The sequence below is a fragment of the Neochlamydia sp. AcF84 genome (assembly GCF_011087585.1).
GTDB lineage: Bacteria > Chlamydiota > Chlamydiia > Chlamydiales > Parachlamydiaceae > Neochlamydia.
In genome coordinates, this window is sequence record NZ_VJOT01000045.1 from 1 (window position 1) to 17,906 (window position 17,906).

11 protein-coding genes and 1 tRNA gene are annotated in these 17,906 nt (G+C 36.9%); 5 read left to right on the forward strand and 7 right to left on the reverse strand.

All coding sequences use genetic code 11. The features are described from left to right. Positions 1 to 286 precede the first annotated feature (286 nt). Both NEOC84_RS05120 and NEOC84_RS05125 read left to right on the forward strand, forming a co-directional pair. On the forward strand, positions 287 to 1,246 hold the full coding sequence (locus tag NEOC84_RS05120; RefSeq protein ID WP_166156149.1) for a hypothetical protein: 960 nt from the start codon (positions 287 to 289) through the stop codon (positions 1,244 to 1,246). A 384-nt stretch (positions 1,247 to 1,630) separates the two neighbouring features. Then, positions 1,631 to 2,362, forward strand: coding sequence for a hypothetical protein (locus NEOC84_RS05125; protein WP_166156152.1), 732 nt, complete (start codon positions 1,631 to 1,633; stop codon positions 2,360 to 2,362). 895 nt (positions 2,363 to 3,257) lie between these two features. Here NEOC84_RS05125 and NEOC84_RS05130 read toward each other — a convergent pair. The 5 genes from NEOC84_RS05130 to NEOC84_RS05150 form a co-directional block, all read right to left on the reverse strand. Continuing rightward, positions 3,258 to 3,330, reverse strand: a tRNA-Ala gene (locus tag NEOC84_RS05130). A gap of 144 nt (positions 3,331 to 3,474) precedes the next feature. After that, positions 3,475 to 4,458, reverse strand: coding sequence for a hypothetical protein (locus NEOC84_RS05135; protein WP_166156155.1), 984 nt, complete (start codon positions 4,456 to 4,458; stop codon positions 3,475 to 3,477). Between the two features lie 206 nt (positions 4,459 to 4,664). Beyond that, positions 4,665 to 5,357 (reverse strand): NYN domain-containing protein, encoded by a 693-nt coding sequence (locus tag NEOC84_RS05140; RefSeq protein ID WP_166156158.1) that lies wholly within the window; start codon positions 5,355 to 5,357, stop codon positions 4,665 to 4,667. Positions 5,358 to 5,365: 8 nt separating this feature from the next. Then, the gene (rdgB, locus tag NEOC84_RS05145; protein ID WP_166156161.1) at positions 5,366 to 5,974 is read right to left on the reverse strand and encodes an RdgB/HAM1 family non-canonical purine NTP pyrophosphatase; all 609 of its coding nucleotides are present in this window, start codon (positions 5,972 to 5,974) and stop codon (positions 5,366 to 5,368) included. Further along, a complete protein-coding gene (locus tag NEOC84_RS05150; RefSeq protein WP_166156165.1) occupies positions 5,975 to 8,140 on the reverse strand; it encodes a GreA/GreB family elongation factor in 2,166 nt (721 codons plus the stop codon). Between the two features lie 310 nt (positions 8,141 to 8,450). On the opposite strand from NEOC84_RS05150, the gene NEOC84_RS05155 reads away from it, so the two are divergent. From NEOC84_RS05155 to NEOC84_RS05165, 3 genes are all read left to right on the forward strand, one after another. Next, positions 8,451 to 8,936 carry a hypothetical protein gene (locus NEOC84_RS05155; RefSeq protein WP_166156168.1) on the forward strand — a complete coding sequence of 162 codons (486 nt, stop codon included), beginning with the start codon at positions 8,451 to 8,453 and terminating at the stop codon, positions 8,934 to 8,936. Between the two features lie 896 nt (positions 8,937 to 9,832). Further along, positions 9,833 to 11,002: a glycosyltransferase gene (locus NEOC84_RS05160; protein ID WP_166156171.1), complete on the forward strand. Its 1,170-nt coding sequence runs from the start codon at positions 9,833 to 9,835 to the stop codon at positions 11,000 to 11,002. Between the two features lie 77 nt (positions 11,003 to 11,079). Continuing rightward, on the forward strand, positions 11,080 to 11,469 hold the full coding sequence (locus tag NEOC84_RS05165) for a hypothetical protein (protein ID WP_166156174.1): 390 nt from the start codon (positions 11,080 to 11,082) through the stop codon (positions 11,467 to 11,469). A 446-nt stretch (positions 11,470 to 11,915) separates the two neighbouring features. On the opposite strand, the gene recD is transcribed toward NEOC84_RS05165, so the two are convergent. Then, a complete protein-coding gene (gene recD, locus NEOC84_RS05170) occupies positions 11,916 to 13,664 on the reverse strand; it encodes an exodeoxyribonuclease V subunit alpha (RefSeq protein ID WP_166156177.1) in 1,749 nt (582 codons plus the stop codon). Between the two features lie 57 nt (positions 13,665 to 13,721). Next, on the reverse strand, positions 13,722 to 17,228 hold the full coding sequence (locus tag NEOC84_RS05175) for a UvrD-helicase domain-containing protein (protein ID WP_166156180.1): 3,507 nt from the start codon (positions 17,226 to 17,228) through the stop codon (positions 13,722 to 13,724). Positions 17,229 to 17,906 lie beyond the last annotated feature (678 nt).

Genomic DNA, 17,906 nt, shown 5'->3' on the forward strand with positions numbered 1-17,906 from the left:
GGCAATGTACCGCTTTAAAAGAAGCTTTGGAGGAGATTTTCGCTCTAGGAAGCTAGACTATCAGCGGGCAGAATTATATGCTAAATCTTTGGCGATGAACAAGATGACAGCACTTGGAATGCCCCAAGGACAATGGGTACTAACTTGATAAGCTTTTAAACAGACCAACTATTAGGTCATTTACGCAACAAGGCCTATTTTTTGCCAAAATTCTTAAGAAGCTTATTGACAGATTAAGCAGGGCTTTGACATAACATGCATTTTCATCAAAATTTGGTAATTCATTATGACTATGATTATTAAAAGAACGCTAACAGGAGTAATAGCCTTTTTATTATTCCAAGCAGCTGCGCAAGCAGATAATTGTAGCGGTAACCGTTGTGCAAGCACTGACCTTACATCCCACTGTCTAAACAGCCCTACAAAGAGCTTGGAGAAAGCAGACAGTGTCTCTAGCTCTATAGATGGCACAATAAATTCTTATAAGAGGGAAAGAGAGGCTGCCTATGAGCAAACATCTCCTTTATCGCCTCATCAATTTTACATAAGCCCAACCTTTTATCATATTCGTAGAGAACGCTCATTTAATACAGGAAGCTCTAATCAACATAACTTTATCTATGGAGTTCAGGCAGGCTATGATAGGATTAAGCGCTGTCGCCTCTATGGGGGCTTAAATGCCTTGTATGCAGGGGGAAAGCTACAAGGGCGCAGTGCAAAAGGCCATAAGCTTAGATCATCTTATAGAGAGGGAAATGTTGAAGGGCGTATAGGCTACACTTTTCAAATGAAAAGAAGCTGGATGCCCACATTTGTACCTTACCTAGGATATGGATACTTGTGTGAAACCAACAAATTTCTTAAACCCTCCCCCGTAATTCATAAAATGCGCATTTCTTACGATTATTTTACCGTAGGGTTTCTTTCTCACTTTTATCCTCATCCTTCGTGGGTGATAGGCATCAACTTTAAAACACGTTTCCTTTTTACTAGCAAATGTAAGATCAGCGATGACCCTGATCCCCATCAAAAAGACAGCACGATTAGTCTAGGACACAAAATTCAGTATCGTTTTGAATTACCTTTTATTTATAGATTAAATGGCTGGGCAGATAAGCTAGCTTTATCTATGGTACCCTTTTATGAGTATAGACATTATGGAGGACACCCCGATTTTCCCTTTGATTTTGCAGAAACTAAGATGAACAATTATGGCTTTGATTTTCGCTGCTTATATATGTTCTAAATGTTCATCCTATTCCAGAACGATTAAAAGTTTTTTTGCCGATCGTGCCCCCGTTTCTTAATCATTTTCTGCAATATGTTAGGAGGTTTTCTACCTGCTAGTATCAGTGCATAGAGCTGATGGGAATAAAAGAGACGGTTCTAGATAGTATGAATAGAATAGAAATTAGGATGATCAAAAAGTTCCTTATAACCTTGTCCTCTATCTTATTTAAGAGCCAGTGGATAAGGTTTAAATTTAATAATACCCACTTAAAAAAAGGTAAAGATGGAAATTATGATTACATGCATTAGATTTTTCCGCTATTTAACAAAAAGAGGCAAAGCCTTTCTTCTAGCCCAGAAAAGGTTAAATAAGAGAAAACTCTTAAAGAAAGGCTTTTCAATGGGCTTTCTAACTTTTTTTGTTTTCTCTTTGTCTTATTTTTCCTATCTACCTGCGCTAGATATGAGAGTGGCAGCTCGTGACGGTAGTAACTTTATTATCCAGGTAGATGAAAATATTCCTTTCCTTGAAGTCATAGAAGGAATCCAAGCTCAACTAGCTGAGCTAGATATAGCCCAGGAGATGGCAGGATCATATTTTAATAGCTTAGAGGATAGCCCAGAGCTATCTTTTAATTACACTATCGGGATACCAGAAATATGTGTGAATAAAAGTAAACATAAAGTGCTCCGTAACTATTCTACCCCTGTCACTACAGAGGAAAAAAATAACATTCGTTATGTCATTCGTTCATTAGCCAAATACAATTTAGCCCAACTGGCAAGAGAAAAATCCTCCTTAGAAAGAGCAGGAGATAAGATCAACCATCTTCATCCTTTTCGATTTTTACAATGCATATTTAATGATGAAGAGCTTAAAGCAGGCCTACATGCTATTCGTAAAAAAGGTGGGTATGTGTGGAGCAATTACTATGATGGAATGAAAAGCAGTTTAAATGAAGAGCTTGACAAAGATAATCTGATCCAATTTACTTCTGATTTTGCCGACAATGTCGGAGTGAATGTAAACGAAATTTTACCTTATGTGCAAGCACGTCAATGGAGTAACCTTGTAGATGTACTTATTAATAGCATTCCGCGCCAGGGAAATCCGCAACGTTACGATATGTGAACCGAAAAGAGCTTAAAGATCTATGGACGATATTTAATAAAGGAAGGATAGGTGTCGGAAAGATCTTTCTTGCGACTTCGTTATAGTTTTGGCAATAAAGATGGGAGCTTTGAATAGAAAACCTTAAAGATTAAAACAGCAGATCAAGTTCTTGGCATTACGGCAAGTAAAAGACCGCCCGGCACATCTTCTTCTTTGAAGATTTGGTAAGCTCCTTTGCAAGGGATGGGAATTGGGGGATAGAAGATAGTTTGGAGAAAAAAGATCACTGTTTTGCTTATCGTTATATGATAAGTACAATAAGTAATATCTCTAGGCTTTTAAGCCGATTGCTATGCAATTCTGTTACTTCATAAAATCTTTGTATTTAAGGAATTTGCCTAGCAAGGGCTTTAAAGTTTGTCAATGAGGAAAAAAGAGCCTTTTTTTAGCGCATAATAAAAGAGGCTAACCCTTTAGCAGGGCGTGAAGATAGAGATTAATAAATTTATACAAAAAGGATAAATAGAGGGAAAACTAAAAGTGAAGGCTTCCTAACCGGAGGGGGCAATTTTAATGAAGATCTACTTTATTTTTAAAGTCGTAGAAAGAAGAAATCTTATACACTTTAATAAACTTAGTCTGCATACCCAACCCTTTGGAACATGTCTTTTTATTTAAAAAGAAGGATTTTATAAAATACAGGGCTACCTAAGGAGGAGCTTAAAAGTGTATTATTTTTGCTAAGGAAAAGCGATTTTAGCTTTTCTTCAGTAGCATTACTCTTAAAAGAGAGATAAACTTCTAAAATGATAGAAACGATTGTATTTTTTCATTGCCCATCTGCTCAAAATTTTTTAAGGGCTAGTCAATTGAAGTTGCGAAGAATACAACTGAAGATAGATGAGGGAATAATTGGAGCGTAGCGGGGTCGAACCGCTGGCCTCTACAATGCCATTGTAGCGCTCTACCAACTGAGCTAACGCCCCTCAAGCAAAACAAAAATTGTATGATGAAGCTTGTTTTTGAGCAAGAAGAATCCCTCTTCTTTTAAATATTTTTTCATTAAGCGGCATACTCTTATGATGGATGTCGCTTAATAGCTTTTGTACGGAGAGGCTAGTAGAGTATTTTTAGACGGTACTATTACTTTTCTCTAGGTAGGCTTTCCACCATTTGTTAACATACTCAATCGTAGAGAGGGAGGCAATGGTGGTTTCTACTACATCTTTCATTGCCTGGACTTTTTGCTCGATTAGTAAGGAATGATTCTCTTGCCTATCTAACAATCCGTAAATGACGGCTAACCATGCTAACTCCTTATTTAGCAAAGTGGCGATCTTAGCAATCATTTTCCCTTCCTGGGCATGTGCTTTTTGATAATCATCGAAGCATAAGATGGAGATAGCTATCGCAGCTACTGCCGTTTGAATATTGCGCATCTTCTTTTCATCTTTTTCATTATCATCGCTGAACTCTAGATCGGCCGTATCTATACATACTTTTGGATGAGCATAAATGGCATATTCATTATTAATAAAAGGCCCTTCAAATGTCCCAGCAGAAGATGAAGCTTTTACTTTCGTTAAGGGCGTGAAAGCTGCAGGCTCTTGCTTGGTAGAAGAAGAATTAAGAGAGGATCTACAAGAGTTTTTCTTATTTCCCAGCAGAGTATTCCAGGAATTTTTAATCTGTTCATTAAAAAAAAGAGATTGCATAAGTGTATTAATTACATGCATCAAAGCAAGAGCCCGGGGATTAACTTTGCGTGCCTCTAGCAGGGAATAAATGGTTACCAGGGTAGAGATTTCCTTATTGATAGCTAGCTGGAATTGATAGTAAAGAGCTGTTTGCTTGCTTTCTTCAGCTTGTTGAATGAGAATATGAATGATGCACTCTGCTAAAGAGGCTACAGATTTAATGATTTTACCCATTTTTTTATTGTCATCTTGAGAGTCATTAGTTAGCAACAAACTAAGGCTTTTGATTTCTTTATGAGTGTAGGTGATAGTATGCTTATTAGTAGAAGGGTACAAAAGCTTTTCCTTATAAAAATTTTTAGCGAATATTTGGCTTTGATAAGCATTTTGAGGGGTACTGACTGCTGAGGACATCACGGTTTCTCCTTGTTAATTCCTATAAAGTACAAAATTTATCTTAATTTAATGAGGTAAGAAGAAAAGAAAAGGTAGGGAAGATAAAAAAAGTAAAGTTAATCTAAAAATCCTTTTACCAATTTATTCTACAGAAAGCAATATTAATATGATGATAAGCCCGCCCAAAAGCTTAAAAAAGATCTTAAACTTTATTGATTTTCAGAGGCTTAAATTTCATCTAAGCTTGGATCTCGTTCAAATGCTTTTTGCCATCTTTCCATCATTGTTAATTCCTTATCTAATTCTCTATTAGAATCCTTAGCATCCCTTTTTGCTTGATGGGTCACTTCTTTTTTTTTGATGGAGTGAGTATTAACCATCGATTGAAAAGAGATTTCAAACTGCTGGAGATAAAATTCGAAGCACCCTTCTACTGAAGCAAGAGGCTTAGATAAAAGAGCTTTTTGGGGGGGAAAGCGTAGGAGGGGTTTTTGCTTAATCTCTAGAGGAGCCTGCTGTTTAGAGTGTTTAAGTCTTTTTTGATAGCGAGCATTCAGCCATACTAAGAAATCTTCAACAGTTTCTGTCCTAGCATGTCGCCTTCGGGCTAGCCAAGCTAACTTCTTATCAGAAGTAATAATGGTTTCTTGCCGAGGATTTTTACTATGTTTTAATTCCTGCAAGATACGTTCATCTGCGGTTTCTCCCGCGCTTGTAAAAATAATTTCTAGTTGTTGCAGATGTGTACGTGAACTTTCTCCTGCTTGATGATGAGCATCAAAAATGATGGTGGCATGGAGGCCAAGCAGATGAATTTTTTTACTTAAGTCTTGGATAATAATTTCTCTGTGGGTTTGCAGCTCCTTCTCGGCTTTTAACACGCGAAACATTAAATTATAGCCATCAATGAAATAGTGCATACTCCTTATCAGCAATCTTTGAGCATTTCAAGAGAAGGGATTAATTTTTCAATTGCTTTACGGCGATGAGAAATCCTATTTTTGGTCTGTTCATCAAGCTCAGCAAAAGTTTTGTCATAATCATGTTTAATAAAGAGAGCATCATAACCAAAGCCATGACGTCCACGCTCTTGATTGATAATGAGTCCTTCACAGGTGGCATGCACGCTTTTTTTTATCCCTTCGGCAGAAGCTAAGGAAAGCCAGCATTCAAAGTAACCTGTTCGTTCAATATCTTCTAAGCCCTGCATTTCGGCTAAAAGCTTTTGGCGATTTTCACCATCGGTTGCCTCTAAGCCTGAATAACGGGCCGAATAGATTCCTGGCGCTCCCTTTAAGGCAGGTATCACCAGTCCCGAGTCATCTGCTAACACCCATTTGCCTAGTTTTTTAGCAGCATGCAAGGCTTTTCTTTCAACATTTTCTTTAAAAGAAGATCCTTCTTCCGGGAGGGCTGCATAATCTGGAAAATTAAGAAGAGATATAATATCTAAGTGTGCCACTTCCTTATAAGATTTTAACATGTCTCGCAATTCACGAATTTTATGGACATTCTGAGTGGCGAGAATAAGCTCCATTTAATCTCCTAAAAAACTACTAATTTTTGCGATAGAATAATTCTCGTCTCTAAATTTAAAAGCCTCTCCTGCCTTGCAGCCTAGCATAGCTTGGGCATATTTGGACTGAAAAGAAAGAATATGCTCTTCAGGATTAGCGTCCCAGGGTCCTAAAATCTTATACACCGTTTGATTTCCGGCGCTATCTACGACCTCCACTACGCTTCCTATGCCCACTTCGTTTTGAAGAATATCTTCTTTAGTAATGATGCGAGCAAGCTTAAGCTGATCTGATAGAACTTTAAGCTCCCCTTGCAGACGTCCTCTTCTTTCGACGGCAAATTTATACTCAGAGTTTTCTCGTAAATCTCCTAATGCTCTAGCTGCTTCTACTTCGCGGGCATTTTCTACCATCTCTACGGTGCCAATTTGTCTGATCCTTTCTTGGATACGCATGTATCCCTCTTCTGTAGTCCAAATGACATTATCATCCCAATGTTTTTTCTTATGTTTAGCTTCTGCTAGGGTAGGATGCACCACCTCAGCTAACGAACGTAAAATTTTATTATCATGGTCGGTAAAAGTTTGACATTTTGATACTAGAAGAAGGAATTCTTTGATGAACTCTAAGGAAGTACCTTCCAGAATAAAGCGGACTAAGGCATATCGCTTATTAATAATCATATTGTAAATTTTCTTTACTAAATCACGATATTCTACTTTACTCTCTAGATGGCTTAGAAGAACAAGGAAGGCTTCAAAAAACTGAGTCAAGCCTTCCTTATCATGGAAGGGAAGAGTCGTATCTTCCTTATTAGCTATCTTTTGGAAATACCATACAAATGTTTCAGGGGACTCAAAGGGGTGATTAAGCATCTGAGAAAGTTTCTCTTTTAGTAACCCCTTGGTTTCGCCTTGGTTGAGCTCTTTGAGAATATAATCCCTTATGGGGCTTTGCTGATTGGAAAACAACACCTGTAAGAATATTTCTGGCCAATCAGGGCGAAAATCTTTAACAAGGCTTAACACTCGTTTTCTTAAGGCCTGAATTTCGATATTATTGATAATTTGAGGGACATCTTTGAAAATTTTAATTAAGCTTTCTGCTGTTTTTCCCTCTACCTGATGAGCAAACATGCTCTCTAAAAACACATAGATCTGTAGTTCTTGTTCGGGAGCTATCGTGGGATCTGATAAAAGATCTAATAGCTTATCCTTTAAGGTGTTTTTGGTTTCTTGATTTTTACGCGCATTGGGCAGGTCACGGACAAAATTATAAGAAGACTGAATAAATTCATTAATGCTGCTAATATTTTGCAAAGCTTTGTCCATTCTTTCATCAGCCGTGAGCTCGGCTTTTCTTAGACGGAACGGTTCTTTAAGTTGGGAGGGACTTTCTATCAGGGGATCTTTTTTTATTTTATTACGGGTTCCTTGCCACCATTTGGCCCATTCATTTTCAGGAATCACCAACTCGCAAAGTTCTTCTTTTATTTCTGCCGCATTTTTGGGTCCTAGATCACGAAGAAGGAGTTTGATTACCTCTACTGGATTTTCTTTGGCTTCTTGTTCAAGTTGATCTGGATTAGAAAAACGGCGGGCAAGAAATTTATTATCCTCTAAAGGGATTAAGGTCTTGAAAGCATTAGCATAGGTAAGGTGTTTACGGCCGGTTACATTTTCAAACTCTATCGTTACCTGCTCTCTAAGAGCAGAAAGGTCTACAATTTCTCCTGTACCCCATCCCCCTGTATGGAATACAAACTTACCCTTAGCCATATGGGCAAGTAAATCATAATTAGCAAGAGCTGATTGAAAATTTTCTTTAGTACGTAGACCCACTAATTTTAATCTTTCATTCAGCAATGGATCGTTCTGATAGCGCTGGTTGATTTGTTCTAGAGCAATCTCTGCTAAGCGGGGCGTATGAGTTGTCTGCAGATCGATAAGAAGCTTGATAATCTGATATTTTCCTGTAGGTTCCTCAATTTTTTCCCAGAGAGGTAGAGCCGTTTCAACGACTTTTCCAAAAGGAGCGGCAAAATCTGATGTTTTTATTAATTTTAACAAATAATCTAGCTCCTCTACCTCCACAATATCGCAGGTGCAATATTCTTCCCAAAGTTGTAAGAACTTGGCAAAGTTTCGATGATTAATCAGTGCCTGAAATTCCTCCAGATAACCCATGGTAGATAGCCCCTTATTAGTTAAAATTGTTAAAAAATTTATTTTTTAAAGATAGTATTAAAATAGTATAGCTCCTAAAAGGTATAGTGTAAAGGGAGATTTCCCAAATAGTTTGGATTGGGATTTTGCGAGCTTAAAAGAGAAGAATAGATAGACTTTTATATAAGTTAAGTCGTTTATGCTCAATCTCTTGATTTGTCTTTTTGTAATCGAACCACTAATTATTTATAGTCTTGTTTACGTCTAAAAATTTTTTTGATATTAAGAAAATAGACCTTCTATTTATCTCAATTATTAGGAAAATGTCTCTATGGATGACAAAAAAGCTAAAAACATTTTTGAAGCAGTTAAAGATTCTACTACAAGATTGGTATCAAAAAACCATGAATCTGGGCATGAAAAAAGGCAGATACTCCCTACGGAAGAGGTTGATTTTCTTAAAACAGATGAAATTTTACAGCTGCATGGAGATCCTGAAATTAATGAAATGCTAAATAAAATGTATAGAATGCAAGAAGATATTCAATCTAGAATGCATGAAATTTATGGAAATGCAGGACTTTCAACCCATCAAGTTAGGAATTATCTAGATAATCCTAGTAATTTCTCCCCGGAAATGTGGCAAAAAATCCAGCTGCAAAGAGATCAACTCGAGAAAAAGGTACATGATGTTTTAAAAATTTATGCTAAAAAAGCTAAAACTCTTCAAGCAGGGCATATGCTAAAAGCGAGCGGAATAGCAAAAGAGAGAAAAGCAAAAACACTAGCAGCGCGCAAGAATTGGATTCCTATGTAAGGCTTTAGTCCTGTTATTTCCCATCTTTTCCTTAAAATTTTTAGGAATCCCTGTAATCATTTAAGCAAGTTTATTGCTAGCTTGCCTCCCTATCTTATAGCTAAAGATAAAGCGTTGTGAAAAAGAAGGAGGAAAGCTAACGAAAATAAAATAACTCTTATTTAATTTAAAAATTATTAAGGACCTTAAGTATTCTTTTGCTGCCGTCAGGCTCTCTTCCTGCAGTAGCTAGAAAGTTTCTGCCGACTTTAAGAGCCTTGAAAATAGCTGTAAGCTATCTGCAAAGCTATGAATAAAGCTGCTCATATAACAACAACTCTTGCCCAGAGAGTTCTTAACGTACAAGCCCTTTATGCAAATCATGGATCAACAGTAAGTAGTGTACTCATGGCTGTGGAGCTGATTGAATTATCTACAGATTATGGCTCAGTTAAAAGCGGATAAGAAAGGCAAGGTGGGGATGTTTTTTGTCCGAACTATTATGAACTCAACCTCCCGTTAGGTGGGTTAGCTTTATAAGTTTATGGAGAAAGCCGCTAAGGGCTTAGCTGTAACCTTTAAAAAGCCTTTGAATGATGAGGTAGAGTAAATTTTTAAAAAGCTCTTAGCAACTCTAGACGATGGCAGTGGATCCTGATTTATAAAATATTTACGTACAAGAGCTTTTTAGAAAAGCTTTTTAATATAGCTTTTTAGCACTTAAGAAAAATCGAGCGGAGTGGCATGGACAAGTGAATTACTTTTGGGCTTCTCTTTTATAAATAGAATAGAGGATAGGAAAGCTGAGCGGTAAAGTTGCAGAAATTTAAGCCTACCGGGAACCAGCAGTCTAAGAATTTATTAAAGTTACCACTTACTTTACAAATTTCGAGGATCAACCTAGCAAAGCAGGATGTATGGTCAAAAAAGTCGATTTAATAACACCTTATGGCAGCCAATATAGGGTGCTTCATCATTTTACGAAAAAGCTGTATGAAGCCTGGATAAGAGCTGGCTATGAAGCTAGGTTTTTTGAAGATGCTACAGAAGCTTTAAAAATCATGCTTTTAGATCCACCGGACTTAATCGTAGGATTTAATGGGGTACCTCGTCATGATCAAATACCTTATAGCAATATCCTCAAAAAGCCTTACCTGAGCTTAATTGTCGATCCTTTTTATCATTTTTTAAGCGAAATTTCTTCTCCCTATGTGATTATAGGATGCGATGATTTTTCTAGTGTGACCGCTTTTAAAAATACCAATTTTCATCAGGCGTTCTTTGTTCCTCACGCTGTAGAATCAGATCTAACCACCGATTCTGAGGTTGAAAAAATCTTTGAGGTATCAATGCTTGTCACTTTCATCGATTACGAAGCACGACGAGAGCAATGGCGCCTTAAATACCCTTTACAGGTCTGCGAGGCGATGTATGAAGCGGTAGAGCAAACTTTTTTAAATCCCCAGTTAGCTTTTATTGAAGCTACCCTGGGAAAGGTTCAGTGGGCCTACTATAATCATCCTGAGTTACGTACTGCGGAGGTAGATATCATTAGCCTATTAAAAGATGTAGAACTCTATATTAAAGGAAAAGAGCGAATTGATATCCTTAAAGCTATTCACACAGTGCCTGTACATGTATTTGGCCATAGTGTTGACAAAGTAAATTGGAAAAGTTACTTTAAAAACCAAAGCAATATCATTACTCATGATGCTGTTACCTATGAAAAAAGTATCGAAATTATGAAACAAAGTAAAATCGTACTCAATAGCAGTATCAAAAATAAATTTGGAGCCCATGAGCGTATTTTTACTGCTTTGGCGGCAGGGGCCCTTGTCATTACTAATGAAAATGATTATTTAAAAAATTTCTTTTCCCATGATGTAGATATCGCCTTTTATCAATACCATGGTCTGCTCAATCTTAATCAAATGATCGTGGACTATTTAGCTGACGAAGATCACCGCCAACAGGTAGCAGAAAACGGCAGAGAAATTGTAATGACTTACCATACCTGGGACGCCCGCATTCGGGAGTTTGAAAAGAACCTTTTCCCTAGGATCGAAGCAGGTATGTTAAAAACCTGATAGGATTTGAAAATTTGCTATCATCAAGAAAAAGCAATAGGGAGTTTTCTTTTAACTTTAACACGAAGGAGGAGTTCATGGCTTCTAAATTACAATCTTTTTCTGAATCCGCTGCCTTGCCAGGAGATTATGAAGGGGCGCTTACCTCGAGTTTAAATATACCGTTAGATGAAGTGGTCTTAAGAAATTTTAGCTCTGACTCTATCATTTGTATAACCCTATTAAGTGGTAAAACGATTGAACTGCCTTTGCATTTAAATCTTAAAGAGAGCGGTAAAGCCACGCTTGCTATCCCTGAAAAATACTATAAGCAGTCAGAACTGTGTAAAGAACTTGAGCATTTGCTATCTCATTTATTTAGCAATCAGCGTAGCCTCTTGATGGAAATAGATGTTCAAGCCCACCAAATAATTATTGCCCCTTATCAATCTAAAAAAAACAAATTTAAATTCACCTTTTTTTGCTAGAAAATTAGAGAAATCGTTAGGGTTGCAAAGCTCTTTTTTAGCTTAAGTTAAATGGAAAAAGTGAACGCTTAAAACTTTAATTTTTTATTTAGCGATAATAAGTGCTTTAACTTTTTAAGTTGCTTTATAGGTCGAATAGGAAGCTTACTCATTGCATCGAATGCCTTTTCCTTTTATTAAAAGAGGCATTGGATGCAATAGCAAAAGGTGGGAAAGATGACTCTTTTAGCAATTGCTTATTAAAGGTTAGACAGCTTTAGCTGCAAATAAAAGTGTAGAGGGGCTAACTTAAAATAAAGCTTGGTCTATTGACCAAAATAATTTTATTTCTGAGGAAAGCTTGGCTGGCCTTTCAGTGCCGCCAAAACTATAGAAGAAAAAAATATACCTGCTATTTTAATTAAATTTTAAGTTTTTGAAATATTTAAGTTTTTAACAAATTTTCCTTATTTTTTAGAGCATCTTGAAAGTCTAGAGGTGGATTTATTTAAGGCTTTTTCAAAAGAGTCTGTCTGGCTCCAGATTTCAATTTGCTGGCGTGCGCGGGTAATGGCTGTATAGATGAGCTCCCGACCGAAATGCTCACTACCTTCCGGCAGCAATAGAATCAAATGATTGAATTCACTACCCTGGCTTTTATGTACCGATAAGCAGTAAGCATATTCATAATTAGGTAGCAAAAGAGCAGGTATTTTTTTATCTGCAAAGAGAGCATAGTCCCCTGCTTGCACATGACCTTCTAGTTGGTGAGGCTTTTGCCTGACAAGAAAGCCTACATCCCCATTATATAGATCTCTTGTAGAATCGTTAGTAGTAATGATAATAGGAATAATCATGCGTTGATGAGCTTTAGTCTTCTTTAAAATTTCTTTGTAGAAAAAAGCATTCAATTGATCTACTCCTAAAGGCCCTTTTCGAAGAGGGGAAAGAATGCGGAAATGGTTCATGGAGAGTTCGGAAATATTTGATTCCTCCCATGATAGGTAAGGCTCTACCTTTAACCATAGTTGCTGCTGAATAGAAAAAGCTGGCAGATCTTTGCCCAATCTCGTAAAGTGCAGAGCTTTTCTTGAAGATTGTAAGCGGTGTAAGGCTGCCTGGCTTTCTCCTTTTTTGATCTCCTCGGCTAAGTCAATGATTTCTTTTAACTCTGAGCGTAGACATTTTTTTAGTTCAATGAATTGATGAGGTTTACAAATGTAGGTCATGTCTGCAAAAAAAGAGCCTGCTTCGATAGGTGGCAATTGATAAGGGTCTCCAAGCATGATAAGGCGAGCACCAGGCTTAAGTGCTTGAAAAAGTAAAGACATCAAACGAATATCAATCATTGAAGATTCATCAATCACTAATAAATCCGCATTAATGAGAGGGGGGGAAGAAGATAGGCTTTTTGATTTAAGGCCGAGTAAAGAGTGAATAGTGGTAGCATTGATGGGTGAGAAACCGACCAGATCACTAACTGCTTTACTTAAGCTTTTCTGTAGCTGCGCGGCAGCTTTTCCAGTAGGGGCAGCTAAAGCAATACGGCAATTATTTTTTTGAGTATTATTCAGACTATTCCAAAATACCTTAATAAGTAAACCTGCCGTATAAGTTTTACCGGTTCCAGGTCCGCCGCATATAATAGTTAATGATTGATTTTCTAGTTGTGCAATAGCTTGGGCTTGCTCAGGAAGTAAGTTGTTAGTAGATAAAAGGTGGGTAAGGCTAGCTTGGAAAAGTGCTTTATCAAGCTCAAGAGAAGCTTTTTGTTCTAAAAGTTGATGGAATTCTCGTAAGCAACGATGTTCGTATAGCCAATATTTTTGAAAATAGAAAAGATCATTTAAGCGACATAAAGGAGTTGGAGGAACTATATCTTCTGTTTCTGTAATCAGGTGGAGTAAAGAAGGAGGAATATGGTAGGTACTGCGGCTAATTAATCGTTCTAATTCTTGCCATTCCTCTGCGGAGAAATTATTCTGCTCTTGCACTTCCCATACATCTTGGGGTTTAGGTAAAACTTCGGCATCAGAAACTTTTATACATAGATGACCCGCCCGAGCGGATTGAGAGAGATGAAGAAGGAGCGGCAGGGCATCTACGGAGGCATTATAGCTTTTAATTAAATAATCGGCTAAAGCCCAATCTACCAAGGGGAGTGCTTGATTATTCTTAAGCTTATCTATTAGATTGATGTTTTGTAAAGATGGCATGATTTTTTATTTAAATAAGGGGAAAAGTTTTTATTTCTCATCTAGCTGCTCTTAAGATCAGATTTTTAAGACGCCTGTAGGTTTTCCTGCACTGGCATTAAGCCCGCGTAAAAAGATGTAAAAGCATCCTCCAAAAATTTCTTCAAAAGGTCGTTTGTCTACTAGTTTTAAGTAACGCTTTACAGCTTCGCAATAAATATGGGCTTGAAAGTAGTAATCATGCTGTTCCATAGCGGCTTTCATTTTTTCAAGGTCATAGGATTCAATGTTAGGACCTAGCCAGTTACTTTTCCAATCAAGAATGTAGTAATGATGATTATGAAAAAATATTAGGTCAATGACTCCTTTAAAAAAACCTGTATGCCATTGAAGCTCTTCCACCAACATTTCTTTTTCACTAGGATAAAGAAATTCTGTCTCACGATAAAGTAAGGAAGGATGTATATCTTTAAGACAAAAATCTTCGTTAATTTTTATGTGTAGGGCTTCATAGGTAATCTCGCAAAGTACTTTTTCCCACGGATGATAATCAGTCTCTTGAATTAATGGATGAATCCAGCTTCTTAAATCGTTAGCAGAAGAGATTTCATTTACAACCGAAAAAGGAATAATTTCTAAAATCTTATGTAGTAGCTTTCCGGTGACATTTCCAGAGGGAAGAGTGTGTGCATTCTTGCAAGGAGCTTGAAAATTATGAGGCACTGCATTAGCGAGGTCTAAAGAGTAAGGATCTCTGCTTGCTAAAGCCTTCTTGTAACGCGTAAGAGATGTAAAAGATTGAATAAAGTTTTTTTCGCCTGGAATCTCCACAAGAGGAGGGGCCATAAGAGGGGGAATGTTTTGACTTTTTAAAGGTGTTACTTCATCAAATGCTTCCTCTAATAGTGAATAGGTAATGGAGGCCTCTGGATAAGCCTTGATAAAATTTTGTAGCTGATAGCCATCACTCTCTTTGATCCGTCTGTAAAGCTCTTGATAACTGCAATTCTTTTGTCCTAAGCGTGCTAAGAAAATATCCATAGGAGAGGCTCCTCCACATTCCATTTCTAAGGGCTTATCGCCTACAGCTACAGGTACATACAAGCGGTATTTGGCACGCGTCATAGCTACATAAAGCTGACGCATCTTCTCTGCATCCATCTCTTCGCAATATTTAGTATAGGAGGCAGAATGCTTGTCTAAGCAGGGGACTAGATAATGAGAGGTTCCCTCCTTTTGAGGAATCAGACGATCTCTTGATTGAGTGCGGCCTACCACTCCATAAGCGAAGACGATATCATATTCTAGACCTTTGCTGCTATGTGTGGTTAAAATAGAAATAGCTTCACGGCTAGGATCAGTAACTTTTTTAAGGCGTTCTTCATCCTCTACCCCCATGTTTTTATATTCATCCAAGAAAGCAATCAGCTGCTCAGGGCTTGCAGGGTGCTCATTTTGATACTCCATCAGTAAGCAGGCAATTTGAGTAAGCTCATCATAAAATATATCCCCGCCTTCTCTTTTCATGAGCCTTTCAGCTACACTTAAGCTATCCATAGTTCCTGTAGATTGCATAAAACACTGAAAAAAAGTAGAAAAACCTTCTTGAGATAAATGGCGTTTAAACGCATAAAATTCAGCTAAGATATGCTCTAAAAAATTTGGATCTTCTAATTTTTTAATTTCATTGTAATTCCATCCTAATATGGGGCCTCCTAAGGCAATTTTAACATAGTTTTCATTCCTTGGATTTAATATACCTACTAACAATTCTCTAAGACTCTCCCATGCAATGGATTCTGTCAACGAGGTTTGCTTTTGTAAATGATAGGGAATATGATGACGATCAAAATAATAAGCTAAGCGCTGACCTTGAAATCTATCTTTAATTAAAATAGCAAATTGGTTGAATTTGAAGCCGTCTAAGTTGTGCAGACGTGTGATTTCTTGCGTCATAAAAGGAAAGAAAAACTTTTCCTCGCATTCTTCTGAAGGGAATCTTTGGGTTGACTTAGAAACGCTAGGGGCTTGAAAGAAATGAATGCTACCCTGCTCGTCTGAAAATTTTCTTTCCTTGATATGAGGAGAAGATTTGACTTCAGAATAATCCAAATAGGCTTCTTCAGCTAGGGAAGGTAAAGAAAATAATCCAGGGCATGCTTTAAATAAAGCATTCAAAGCTTGTACTAACGAGGGTTGAGAACGGTAGTTAGTATCTAAAGAAGCTCGATTTGCAAGGCCTAACGATTTTCCAGCAGAAAGGTAGGTATAGATATCTGCTTGCCTAAAAGCATAAATAGATTGCTTAGGGTCACCGACTAAATAAATTTTGCAGGTAGAATTTTCTAAAAATAATCTATTAAAAATTTTCCATTGCACCGGATCGGTATCTTGAAACTCATCGATAATGGCAGCTTGATAAAGAGAACGTACTTTACCTGCAAAGGAGGGGGAATTGATGGCTTTAAGCATATGCTTAAGTAAATCATTTTCCTGATGTTTTTCTTCTTCGGAAAGATATTTGTGCATTAGCAGGCGGCAGTAGAAAACTAGGCGGGCAAATATAAATTCATAGCTTTTTGCTTGCTGTACAAGAGGATAGAGCGATTGAGTAAGAATTGGAACTAGCTCAGGGTAATGTAGCGAAGAATTTTTAGGAAGACTATGAGATTTCTTTTTATTAAGGTTATTGGGGGCAAAAAATTCACAAATAAATAATCCCTCTTTAAGTAGGAGATCAAAATCATCAGCATTCCAACTATCTTTCCTAAATAACTCAATAAAAGTATAAATAGAGCTTGTGCTTTTATTTCTAATGCTTTTATAAAAGCTTATTTGCCTTTCAACATCTTCTTGCATCTTCTCGGGTAGCCATCCTCTTTCTTTTTTTAAAGTTCGCATGATGTTGCAAAACTTTTCTACGTCTGAGGAAAAATCAGAAGTAGCTGCTATCTCACAATCCTTTGTTAAATATTTTAATAAGGCTTCTTGGACTTTTTCTAGACGATTGCCATGGGCTTGTAGCACGATCTGCAATTGTACAGGGCTAAAAATGTGGGGCCGTATCTCTGTACGGAAGAAGTCTCGAATCAATTGAAAAACTTCTTGTTTTGTTAAAGATTTTTGTTTAAAGGATCCTTTATGCATGCTAAAATCACTTTCAAATAAAAAGTTGGTCAACATGCGCAGGCAAAAACCGTGGATCGTATAAATTTGAGCTTGATCAAAAGTGGCTAGTGCATGTTCTAAGCGCCTTTTAGCTTTCTCAACTTGGGCATCGCCTTGTTCCATGACGGCCTGTAAATAATCACAGGCTTCCTCCTTAGAGGATTTCTGAAGAAGAGATAAGGAATCTTCTATCTTATTTCTAATTCTAGCTTTTAGCTCGCGCGTAGCTGCTCGTGTAAATGTAACCACTAAGATTTGTTCAAGAAGAGAAGTCTCTTGTAGTTCAGGATCTTCTTCAATTAACAAGCGTATTACAATATTTTCGATGGAAAAGGTTTTACCAGTACCTGCCGAGGCTTCAAGTAAATAATGCTGACGTAAATTTAAACTTCTATGCAGGACATCAAAACTCTTCATACTCTTAAATGCAAAGATCCTTTTTTAAGATAAAGGCGAAAACTAATAAAGTAGAGAAATGAAGCATAGCAAAATAGGAGGTTTAATTGGATCTAAAAGATTTGCTTTAGAGGAGTTAAGTGAAAGATTTTTTGTTTTTTCCTTAGTTTTTGCTGAAATGCTGAAGCAGTGTAATCTGAATAATGCCTATCCTTTTTAACTATCTTTTAATCTTCTTCTCTCCTAGCACCTTATCCTCTTTTTTCATATTCTTCATGGGCGTTAGGTACATCAATACAAAGGAGAGATAAAAAGCATTAATTAGCATCAATAAAAGGCAAAAAAATAGATCAGTATTTTCACTTCTTCGTAAAGAAAAATTATTGGAAAATTACCAAAGCTCTTTTAGAAGATACCTTAAAATCCCTGTCTTCCCTTTATCTTTTTGCACATTATTAAAGCAATTTTAAAGCGGGTAGCTTAAATCCCTCTAAAGGGAGAATTGAATCTATTTATCGTGATTAAGTAGATGTTAAGCTAAATTAATAAGACAAAAGAAAATTTATAACTCACCTTACGCAGGCATAGAACTCCTTTGTAAATTTTGCAGTTCTTGATAGGCCATCTGATTGGCTTTAAGGATTAACTTATATTTTAAAGCAAAGTGATTAAGTAAGGTTTTAATTTTAAGAAATTCAG